The 9,886-nt window shown below is 56.8% G+C and carries 13 protein-coding genes; all 13 read right to left on the minus strand.

The features are described 5' to 3' along the window. Positions 1-159, minus strand: a 159-nt coding sequence (locus A936_RS23005; protein WP_157141437.1) for a multinuclear nonheme iron-dependent oxidase, incomplete at its 3' end; no start/stop codon positions are given. A 16-nt stretch (positions 160-175) separates the two neighbouring features. After that, the gene (locus tag A936_RS18715) at positions 176-442 is read right to left on the minus strand and encodes a BufA1 family periplasmic bufferin-type metallophore (RefSeq protein ID WP_008460533.1); all 267 of its coding nucleotides are present in this window, start codon (positions 440-442) and stop codon (positions 176-178) included. A gap of 91 nt (positions 443-533) precedes the next feature. Then, a complete protein-coding gene (locus A936_RS18720) occupies positions 534-1,301 on the minus strand; it encodes an alpha/beta fold hydrolase (RefSeq protein ID WP_008460535.1) in 768 nt (255 codons plus the stop codon). 32 nt (positions 1,302-1,333) lie between these two features. Then, entirely contained in the window at positions 1,334-1,597 is a 264-nt protein-coding gene (locus A936_RS18725; protein ID WP_157141438.1) for a YdgH/BhsA/McbA family protein, read from the minus strand. Between the two features lie 210 nt (positions 1,598-1,807). Then, the gene (fdnI, locus tag A936_RS18730) at positions 1,808-2,473 is read right to left on the minus strand and encodes a formate dehydrogenase-N subunit gamma (RefSeq protein WP_034809921.1); all 666 of its coding nucleotides are present in this window, start codon (positions 2,471-2,473) and stop codon (positions 1,808-1,810) included. Continuing rightward, positions 2,451-3,335 carry a formate dehydrogenase subunit beta gene (gene fdxH / locus A936_RS18735; protein WP_008460538.1) on the minus strand — a complete coding sequence of 295 codons (885 nt, stop codon included), beginning with the start codon at positions 3,333-3,335 and terminating at the stop codon, positions 2,451-2,453. Before fdxH ends, fdnI begins: the two co-directional genes overlap by 23 nt. An 11-nt stretch (positions 3,336-3,346) precedes the next feature. Further along, positions 3,347-6,394, minus strand: coding sequence for a formate dehydrogenase-N subunit alpha (fdnG, locus tag A936_RS18740; protein ID WP_085938920.1), 3,048 nt, complete (start codon positions 6,392-6,394; stop codon positions 3,347-3,349). A 234-nt stretch (positions 6,395-6,628) separates the two neighbouring features. Beyond that, positions 6,629-6,880 (minus strand): DUF1158 family protein, encoded by a 252-nt coding sequence (locus tag A936_RS18750; RefSeq protein WP_008460543.1) that lies wholly within the window; start codon positions 6,878-6,880, stop codon positions 6,629-6,631. 109 nt (positions 6,881-6,989) lie between these two features. Continuing rightward, positions 6,990-7,712 (minus strand): dienelactone hydrolase family protein, encoded by a 723-nt coding sequence (locus tag A936_RS18755; RefSeq protein ID WP_008460545.1) that lies wholly within the window; start codon positions 7,710-7,712, stop codon positions 6,990-6,992. 217 nt (positions 7,713-7,929) lie between these two features. Beyond that, a complete protein-coding gene (locus A936_RS18760) occupies positions 7,930-8,280 on the minus strand; it encodes a DUF1330 domain-containing protein (protein ID WP_202801389.1) in 351 nt (116 codons plus the stop codon). Positions 8,281-8,384: 104 nt separating this feature from the next. Next, positions 8,385-9,266: an alpha/beta fold hydrolase gene (locus tag A936_RS18765; protein ID WP_008460549.1), complete on the minus strand. Its 882-nt coding sequence runs from the start codon at positions 9,264-9,266 to the stop codon at positions 8,385-8,387. Then, entirely contained in the window at positions 9,250-9,591 is a 342-nt protein-coding gene (locus A936_RS18770; RefSeq protein ID WP_008460551.1) for a GIY-YIG nuclease family protein, read from the minus strand. The genes A936_RS18765 and A936_RS18770 overlap by 17 nt, the downstream gene beginning before the upstream one ends. After that, the coding region (locus tag A936_RS18775; RefSeq protein ID WP_008460552.1) for a DUF2239 family protein at positions 9,588-9,886 on the minus strand (299 nt) is incomplete at its 5' end. The genes A936_RS18775 and A936_RS18770, both read right to left, overlap by 4 nt.

Here is a 9,886-nt window from a genome sequence, read left to right on the forward strand (position 1 = left end):
CTGGCGGATGGCCGCCAGCCACTCTCTGCGCGGGCCACCCGCCATGAGATAATTTTCACTGTGAACCTCGAACCAGAGAGAGGATGGACTGGCCCAGGCGTCGGCGTAATGCTCGGGCTTAAGGCTTAATCCGGCGCCTAAAGAGTGTGTCATCGTCATGGGAGTGGCCCTTTGATTAGCCTTCGGTCAGCGAGCCGTGGCCATTCGGCGTCTGGATCGCGGTGCAGGTCCCCGCAGGCACCATTTTGTAGGCATTTTTCTGGTAATCGACTTTGGAGGTTCCCGCGCAGGTGGTACCGGCGCCGGCCTTACAGTCGTTGTCTGCGGCTTTGGCAATGCCAAAACAGCGCTCAAGGTTTGGCCCGGTTAATTCAGCGGCAAAGGATGCCGCGCTGAAAGAAACCAAAGACAGGGCAATCGCGGACATAGCAATACGGTTCATCGTGTTCTCCAGATAATTAAAATGAATTTAGGGACGGCAATCATCGGCTATTTATTGAGAGCGTTATTTCCTCCTCATTGAATAAGACGCATTAATTTCCCGACGTAATATTCACGGCTTTAAATATCGTGCGGGCGACATTTTTCGGGTCGTACAGCATCGGCACATGGCTGACCGGTAACTCGGTGACGTGGGCGTGAATTTTCTTCGCCATCGCTCGCTCCAGATCCGGGTTGATCATCCGGTCATTGCTGCCGACCAGGAACCAGCTCGGTTTCTGCTGCCAGGCAGCGGTGGTCACTTTTTCGGTAAAGCTTGCGGCGGCGATCGGCATCTGGGTGATGCCAATAATGTTCTGCGCTTCAGGCGTCGCATCCTGGGCAAAATCGGTGGCGACGGCCTTCGGATCGAGGCTCAGAAAGCCGTCCGCACCCTTGATGATTTTTGCGCTGCCGGGCGGGGCCGGGAAGCTGTTGGCCAGATCGGCCGTGGACTGACCCGGCGATGGTGCAAAGGCATTGATGTACACCAGGCCTTTCACTTTCGGATCGTTACCCGCCTCGGTAATCACCGTCCCGCCCCAGGAATGACCTACCAGAATAACGTCGCCTTTGGCACGGGCGATGGCGCGTTTGGTCGCCGCCACGTCGTCTGCGAGTGAGGTTAATGGGATCTGCGCGGTGATGATTTCGTAATGGCGCGTTTGCAGAACCGGGATCACCTGCTCCCAACTGCCGGTCGCGTCGGCGAAGGCGCCGTGCACCAACACGATGGTGTGCTGAGTTTCCGCCTGGGCGGCAAATCCGGTCATCAGGCCAGCCGCAGCCAGCGCCAGCAGCGTTTTACGCGTGGGTTTCATCTTCTTTTCCTGTTTTAGGGGGTGGGAATAAATCAGCGGTAAATATCGGCGCTGCCGAAGTAGCTGTTGTTGCCGCCGGCGGAGACCACTCGCCAGGCGCTAGCCCCGGCTTTTTCAGCTTTTGCAGCCAGTTTTTCATTGAGCTGGTCGAGAGACAGCGTGGTGCTATCGCTTTCTGTGACGGTGCCAATTTTGACCAGGCCCTGAGCGCTGTGGACTTCTTTGGCAGCAAAGGCAGGCGCTACAGCAGCGGCCAGGACGAGCGGGAGAATAACGGTGCGGAACAGTTTCATCATAAGCCTCACATATCGGGTCGTTGAATACGTTGCCGCCTGAAGGTGGCGGATGCGCTTATTTAACGCCTGGTTTGTATGTGGGCTGTGTCAGAGGGAAGGGGATTTGTTTTGTTATTTAGCCGTGGGCGGTGTGGATACAAAACAACACAATTCTTTTGTGCTGAGCCGGGATAACCCCTCTCCCCGAGCGGGAAGAGGGGAAACGAGCGGTTAGTTTATGCCTTCCCGGCTCTCTTTTTTGGCTTCTTCGGCCTCGATGGCGCGATACCAGCGCGGGTGGTGCTTCTTCGCCCATCGGCGGCTGACTTTGCCAATGACCATGCCTTTAATCGATCCTTTCACCCAAAAAGCCATGTACATATGGATCAGGATGGCGTGGATCAAAATAATGGCTGAAGCGGCGTGGATAAGCAGGCTGTAGCGAATCATCCACATTGGGAAGTAGTGCGCAAACCAGGGCCGCCAGATAATAATCCCGGTCACCAGCAGCACGAAGATCATGCTCATGATGCTCCAGAACATCATCTTCTGCCCGGCGTTGTACTTGCCCACGTCCGCCACTTTATGCTCGTTGCCTTTCAGCACCTCAACAATGCCCTTCAGCCAGGGGAGATCCTGCTTGTCGGGAATGTTGTGATGCACGAAGCGCACGAACATAAACATCAGCGCCACAAAGATAGCCACGCCGAAGAACGGGTGAAGAATGCGCCCCATCTGCGGCGTGCCGAAGGTTTCCGTCAGCCATTGCAGCGTCGGGAAGAACAGGGCAATGCCGGACAGCGACACGAGGAAGAAGCAAATCACTACCGTCCAGTGGCAGGCACGGTCGATGAATTTGGTTCTGACGATCATCTTACTCATGCTTGTCCTCCTCATCTTCGTCCACCTCTTCGTTCGGCCCGATCCCGACATAGTGGAAAATCAGGGCCGCGAAGGTAGCAACAAACCCGGCAGCCGAGAGCGGCTTCAGAATGCCTTTCCACAGGTTGATTGGGGTATCAATCTTCGGCTCTTTCGGCAGGTTGTGGTACAGCTCCGGCTGGTCCGCGTGGTGCAGCACGTAAACGACGTGTGTGCCGCCCACGCCCTGCGGGTTGTAAACGCCCGCCTGTTCAAAGCCGCGTTTTTTCAGCTTCTCAACGCGCTGCTCTGCCATGTCCAGCATCTCTTTGCGAATACCAAAGCGAATCGCACCTGTCGGGCAGGTTTTCACGCAGGCAGGTTCCTGGCCTACGCTAACGCGGTCAACGCACAGGGTGCATTTATACACGCGGTTATCGTCTTTGTTCAGGCGAGGGATGTTGAACGGGCAGCCCGCGATGCAGTAGCCGCAGCCGATGCAGTGCTCGGACTGGAAGTCCACGATGCCGTTGGCGTACTGAATAATTGCCCCAGCGGACGGGCAGGCCTTGAGGCAGCCCGGATCTTCGCAGTGCATACAGCCGTCTTTGCGGATCAGCCATTCCAGCTTGCCGTTTTCACGGGTTTCTGAAAAACGCATCAGCGTCCAGGACTTGGCGCTCAGGTCAGCAGGGTTGTCGTATACCCCCACGCAGTGGCCGACTTCGTCGCGGATATCGTTCCACTCCGAGCAGGCCACCTGGCAGGCCTTGCAGCCGATACAGCTTGTGACATCAATGAGCTTGGTGACTTCTTCCTTGAAGTCACGTGCTTGCGGCGGCGGGGTGAAGCTGTTGGTCGCCGAGCGTTTGATAATATCCTGAGATTGCATGGACATTGTTTCCTCCCTTACGCCTTCTCAATGTTGACCAGAAACGCCTTGTACTCCGGCGTTTGCGAGTTGGCGTCACCCACCGACGGCGTCAGGGTGTTGGCGAGATAGCCCTTGCGGGCCACGCCTTCAAAGCCCCAGTGCAACGGGATCCCGATGGTTTCGATTTCCTGGCCGCCCGCCTGCAGGGTTTGCAGGCGTGGCGTCACCACGGCCACGGCTTTAATAAAGCCGCGTTTGCTGCTGACTTTCACCCGATCGCCGTGCGCAATGCCTTTCGCTTTCGCCAGCCCTTCGCTTATTTCTACGAACTGTTCCGGCTGCACGATGGCGTTCAACCGCGCGTGCTTGGTCCAGGTGTGGAAGTGCTCAGTCAGGCGATAAGTGGTGCCGACATACGGGAACTGCTGCCTGTTACCCATGCGTTTAGCATCCGCTTCGTACAGGCGCGCCGCCGGGTTGGAAACCACTTTCGGGTGCAGCGGGTTGGTGCCCAGCGGCGTTTCAAACGGCTCGTAGTGCTCCGGGAACGGCCCTTCGGCAAGTTTGTCGAGGGCAAACAGACGGCCCAAACCTTCCTGCTGCATGATGAACGGCCCGACGCCGCTGTCCGGGGCGGCAGTGCTGAAGTCCGGGATATCGTTCCCGACCCATTTCGTGCCGTTCCACTCAATCAGCATACGTTTGGCGTCCCACGGCTTGCCCTGCAGATCTGCCGAGGCGCGGTTGTATAACACGCGGCGGTTCATCGGCCACGCCCATGCCCAGCCCAGCGTATTACCCAGCCCGGACGGATCCGCGTTGTCGCGGTTTGCCATCTGGTTGCCTTTGCTGGTCCAGCTTCCGGCGTAAATCCAGCAGCCGGAAGCCGTGGAGCCGTCATCACGCAGCAGCGCGAAGGAATCAAGCAGTTGGCCTTTTTTCGCCAGCAGGTTGCCGTTGGCGTCAAACAGATCTTCCAGCGCGTAGCCGTTGCTCTCCTGAGCGACTTCTTCGGACTCGGGATGATCGGGCTGTTCGTAGTGCCAGCGCATTTTCATCAGCGGCTCAATACCTTTACCGCCTTCTGCCTGGTACATCTGGCGCAGACGGTAGTAAAGTCCGGCAAGGATCTCCCCGTCATTCAGCGCTTCACCCGGCGCATCCGCGCCTTTCCAGTGCCACTGCAGCCAGCGGCCCGAGTTGGCGATGGAGCCATCTTCTTCCGCAAAGCAGGTGGACGGCAGGCGGAACACTTCGGTCTGGATTTTCGCCGGGTCAACGTCGTTCATCTCGCCGTGGTTTTGCCAGAAGTTGGAGGTTTCCGTCACCAGCGGGTCGATAACCACCATGTACTTCAGCTTGCTCAGGCAGGCGACAACCTTGTTTTTATCCGGGAATGAGGCGACAGGGTTAAAGCCCTGGCACAGGTAGCCGGTGACGAGGTTGCGATCCATCATGTCGAAGTACTTCAGCACGTCGTACGCCTGATCCCACTTCGGCAGCCAGTCAAAGCCCCAGCCGTTCTCTTTCTGCGCGTCGTCGCCGTAGAAGGTTTTCATCAGGCTGACGAAGAACTTCGGATAATTCCCCCAGTAGTTCACCTGGCCCGGCAGCGTCGCTTTTGGCGTGTTGGCGGCCAGGTAACCGTCGAGCGTGGTTTGCTTGTCGGACGGTAAAGAGAGGTAGCCCGGCAGGCTGGTGGACAGCAGGCCGAGGTCGGTCAGGCCCTGAATGTTGGAGTGGCCACGCAGCGCGTTGACGCCGCCGCCCGCCATTCCCATATTGCCGAGCAGCAGCTGGATCATCGCCATGGTGCGGATGTTTTGCGCGCCCACGGTGTGCTGAGTCCAGCCCAGCGCGTACAGGAACGTAGTTGTGCGATCGACTGCGCTGGTGGAGGCCAGCACTTCACAGACTTTGAGGAAATCTGCCTGCGGCGTGCCGCAGATATGCTCGACGACGTCCGGCGTGTAGCGGGAAACGTGCTCTTTGAGCAGGTTCCAGACGCAGCGCGGGTCGGTTAGCGTGTCATCTCGCTTCGCAAAGCCGTTTTCGTCGAACTGATAATTCCAGGTGGTTTTATCGTACTGGCGCTTTTCTTCGTCGTAGCCGCTGAACAGGCCATCTTCGAAGCTAAAGTCCTCACGCACCAGCAGGGCCGCGTTGGTGTAGTGTTTGACGTATTCGGCGTTGATTTTGTTATTGGAGATCAGGTACAGAATCACGCCCGACAGGAAGGTAATGTCGGTGCCGGAGCGGATCGGCGCGTAAATGTCCGCCACCGATGCCGTGCGGGTGAAGCGCGGATCGACCACGATCAGCGTGGCGTCGTTGTTGTTTTTGGCTTCCATCGCCCAGCGGAAACCGACCGGGTGGGCTTCAGCGGCGTTACCGCCCATCACCATCACCACGTTGGCGTTTTTGATATCAACCCAGTGGTTGGTCATCGCACCGCGACCAAATGTTGGAGCAAGACTTGCTACCGTTGGTCCGTGTCAGACGCGCGCCTGGTTATCTACCGCCAGCATGCCCAGCGAGCGGGCAAACTTCTGGGTTAACATGCCGGTTTCGTTGCTGGCCGCCGAGGCGCACAGCATCCCGGTAGAAAGCCAGCGGTTAACCGTCACGTTCTGTTCATTTTTCTCGATGAAGTTGGCATCGCGGTCGTCTTTCATCAGGCGGGCAATACGGGAGAACGCCTCGTCCCAGCTGATGCGCTGCCATTTGTCTGACCCAGGCGCACGGTATTCCGGGTAACGCAGGCGATTATCGCTGTGAATGTAGTCCAGCAGCCCCGCGCCTTTCGGGCACAGCGCGCCGCGGTTGACCGGATGATCCGGGTCCCCTTCAATATGGAAAATGCTGGATTTGGCATTTTTCGAGCCATCCCCGAGGCTATACATCAATAAACCACAGCCAACAGAACAGTAAGTACAGCTATTGCGAGTCTCTTTTGCACGCAGCAGCTTGTAGTTGCGCGTTTCCGCCAGCGCGGCTTTTGGGACAAAGCCCAGCACCGCTGCCGTTGTACCTGCCATTCCGCCGGCGCAGATTTTGAAAAACTTCCTGCGACTGACGTTCATCGTCACCTCATTGTTATGACGTTTTTAGTACGGGCGAAAATAGCAGCTATAGCCATTCAGATATTGCGTGAAATCAATTCGATAAACATTGGGTAGGTGATTACCACTTTGGTATTAGTGGTTATTTGACGGAGATAACACTGGCGTGTGCCTGGGGCAGAGAAAAGGGGAGTAAAGCGGCGTGGTTAGAGGCGGTGCCGTTTATCAGGGAAACGGCACGAGGCAGGCGTTGAGTCAGATGCGGGTGATTGTGAACCACCGGCGCCAGATAAAGCGCAGCAGATAATATTCAATGGTGCCCAAAGCGAGGAACCAGATGCAGAACAGGATCACGTAAAGCTGGCTAAGGTCGACCAGGTGGAAAGTGTCTATCAGCTTTTGTGCCAGCGTCAGCGTTAACGCCGGGGCCGGGAGCAGCAGGCATGACAGAAAGGCCAGCAGCAAAATGCCGCCCGCGCTCAACAGCGCTTGATGTGGATGGTTCATGACGTTGTTAGCCTGAAGTTAAAAGGCTATTGTCCGGGAAAGTGCACCCGGGTGTAAACCATTTGAGAAAGGGTAAAAAAGCGGCCCCTGCGAACAGAGGCCATCATCATCAGTTAAAAACGTTTTGCAGCAGCGTGTACATCTGGGTGAAAGCGCGTTTTGCCACTTCCGGGTGGTATTTCGCGACGCCTTCAACGTTCGCGCCCGGGTCGGTAAACGAGTGCACGGCACCGGCGTAGCTCACCAGCTGCCAGTCTACCGATGCGGCGTTCATTTCGCTGACAAACTCGCTCAGCTGCTCGCGCGGCACCAGCGGATCTTCCGCACCGTCCAGCACCAGAATAGAGGCTTTGATCTCTCCGGCGGCGTGGGTTTTTAGGGTATTCAGCGTGCCGTGGAAGGAAACAGCCGCTTTGATATCCGCGCCGCTTCTTGCGAGCTCCAGCGCGCAGTGCCCGCCGAAGCAAAAGCCCGCTACCGCCAGTTTGCTGCCGTCGACGGCGGCAATTTTCTGCGTGGCAAGCGTGTCCAGCGCGGCCTGCATACGGCCTACTTCCGCCGGGGTGTCCTTCACGCCCATCATCAGGGCACCGGCTTCATCGGCGTTGGTAGGGCGCTTGCCCTGGCCATAGAGATCGGCGACTAGCACGACATAGCCCTGGGCGGCGATCCCTTTGGCCTGTTCAACCGCTCCAGTGCTCACGCCCATCCAGTTAGGTGCGATCAGGACGCCGGGCCGCGCAGCGCTCTGGTTTTCCTGGTAGACCAGTACGCTTTCAAAGGTTTGATTCTCGACTTGATAAGTAACGGGTGTTGAAATAATTTCTGACATCAGAATTAACCCCTAAATAAAATTTATTGGTCGGCAGGTGAAGTCTAATTAATTTCATAATGCTAACAAATTAGCAATTTATTAAATTTACAAGCGCATGAAATGCTATTTAATTTAATTTAAAAAACGTTTATTTGTTAGCGATAAATAATTTATGTGAATAATTGTAATTAACGATGTTCGGGCAGGGAATATCCATTCTATCTCCAGGCCTTATTCACATTAGGGCATCACGCTGCGTCATCGGTAACAGGCGAGAGTCTTCCAGCGCCGCCGTGCGATGGCCAATTCCCTGCATACAGGCTTCATTATTCGCGAAGGCCAGAAAAGCTTCGGCACTGCTCTGCCGCACGAGCATGGCGCAGTCCCAGCGTTCATCCTGCGGGCCAATCAGCCAGCTGTCTGCGGCGCCAAAGAAAATAATGTCCCCGCCGCTTTGGCGTAAAAACGGCAGCGTGTGCTGTATATAGCGCTGAAAAGCTTCCGCGCCGCTAATCGGGCTAAGCGGCATTAATTCCGGGGTGGCTGAGTAATCCGCCATTGCCCTAAAACGCAGGAGGTTGAGCATATAAACCTCCCCGTAAATTTGTTTCATCACAAAATGTCGCGCGGCCTGCGGGGTGGGCTGCAGGTAAGGAGTCGTGTTTGAGGACGTGACCATAATTATTCCTGTTATTTTCCAGCGGCAAAATGAGCGAGAAGCAGAGAGGCCACGTCTTCTTCCAGCGCAGGAGGAATTTCATGCCCCATGCCTGCAATGAGCTGCAATTTTGCGGCGGGGATCGTCTCGGCAATGTCCTGCCCTGCTTCTACGGGGAAGAGGGGATCGTGAGTGCCGTGAAGCACCAGCGTGGGGGCTACGATCTGTTTTATCTCCTGACGAAGATCGCCTGTGGCCGCCATCGCTGCAATCTGACGCAGCATGCCTGGCACAGAACTGGCGCGCGCCAGCGAGGTTTTTAGCAGCACCGTGTAGTACTCCTCGTCAAACGGGAGGTGCGTTGAGGCAATGCGCCTGAAGAACGCGAGTTGCTGCTCAAGCCAGGCGCTTTGGTGCGAATGCGGATCGGGCTTAGGCCCCATTAGCATTGCCATCACATCCGGGGCCGGAGGCGGAAGCTGAGGATTGCCTGTGCTGGACATGATAGCGCACAGAGACAGCGTTTTTTGCGGATATTGCGCGGCAAACAGCTGGGCAATCATGCCGCCCATAGAGCGCCCAACAATGTGCGCCGCCGGAATACCGGCGTTGTTCAGCGTGAGGGCAACGTCCGCCGCCATGTCCCGGAGTGTATAGGCGATGGGGATCCTTTGGCCCTGGGAGAGCGCCTGCAGGTCGGGCACGCCCGCGTGGTTCAAGGAGGGGGACAGCCCGCAGTCACGATTATCGGCCCGTAAAACATAGAAACCAGCGTCGGCCAGCCGCTGGCAAAAACGCTGCGACCAGCTGATGCTCTGGCTTCCCAGCCCCGGCAGCAGGACTATTGCCGGGTGCTTTTTATCACCGAAGCCGTCGAAGTAGAGGGAGACCGGCAGGTTAGTCGCTGTGTTCATGGGCGATCCTCAGTTTTTTCTGCCAGGCTTCCAGCAGATTTTCCAGCGCGGCTTTAACGTTTTGCTCATCCGGCTTGACCTTTTCAAGCACGGTGAACTCGAAAGCGGACTCACCATACTGGTTCCAGGCCAGCTGCAGCGCCTTATTGCGGTGCTGCCCGAACTTCAGTTCAAACAGATGGCGGTTTAACACGCCCTGAGCGTTTGCGGCGCTGGCGAGCAGCTTATGGCCGGTTTGCGTATTGGCTATCAAATAGATGCCCGCCGTGGTCGGGCTGTCTTTATAGCTCTGCTTCAGATCTTTTTTGTTTAGTGTCTCAGTCATTTTTTGGACTCCTGCTTGCCAAAAGCTAACGTTGCCGCATAGCGGCGAATATCCTGCGGCCAGCCTTCCATCGCGGCGTTGAAGGCCGCTTCGTCATCGGCAAACAGCGCGCGCAGGCAAGTTTCATACTCCGGCAGATCGCCTGCCACCTCGTGCATAAACTGGTAGGCACTTTCGTGCCTGCGGCGCTTGTTGTCCGCCGGTTCGCTGGCTTTTCTGGCCTGTTCGATCAGTCGACGTAAGGTTGCAGAAGCGCCGCCCGGCTGCGTGGCCAGCCACTCCCAGTGGCGGGGCA

This window comes from Enterobacter sp. Ag1, from assembly GCA_000277545.1.
GTDB lineage: Bacteria > Pseudomonadota > Gammaproteobacteria > Enterobacterales > Enterobacteriaceae > Cedecea.

Bases quoted from the DNA above. Each gene is read 5' to 3' on its own strand.
- A936_RS18715 (WP_008460533.1), bottom strand. From the start codon at position 442: ATGAACCGTATTGCTATGTCCGCGATTGCCCTGTCTTTGGTTTCTTTC.
- A936_RS18720 (WP_008460535.1), bottom strand. From the start codon at position 1,301: ATGAAACCCACGCGTAAAACGCTGCTGGCGCTGGCTGCGGCTGGCCTG.
- A936_RS18725 (WP_157141438.1), bottom strand. From the start codon at position 1,597: ATGATGAAACTGTTCCGCACCGTTATTCTCCCGCTCGTCCTGGCCGCT.
- fdnI (WP_034809921.1), bottom strand. From the start codon at position 2,473: ATGAGGAGGACAAGCATGAGTAAGATGATCGTCAGAACCAAATTCATC.
- fdxH (WP_008460538.1), bottom strand. From the start codon at position 3,335: ATGTCCATGCAATCTCAGGATATTATCAAACGCTCGGCGACCAACAGC.
- A936_RS18750 (WP_008460543.1), bottom strand. From the start codon at position 6,880: ATGAACCATCCACATCAAGCGCTGTTGAGCGCGGGCGGCATTTTGCTG.
- A936_RS18755 (WP_008460545.1), bottom strand. From the start codon at position 7,712: ATGTCAGAAATTATTTCAACACCCGTTACTTATCAAGTCGAGAATCAA.
- A936_RS18760 (WP_202801389.1), bottom strand. From the start codon at position 8,280: ATGCTCAACCTCCTGCGTTTTAGGGCAATGGCGGATTACTCAGCCACC.
- A936_RS18765 (WP_008460549.1), bottom strand. From the start codon at position 9,266: ATGAACACAGCGACTAACCTGCCGGTCTCCCTCTACTTCGACGGCTTC.
- A936_RS18770 (WP_008460551.1), bottom strand. From the start codon at position 9,591: ATGACTGAGACACTAAACAAAAAAGATCTGAAGCAGAGCTATAAAGAC.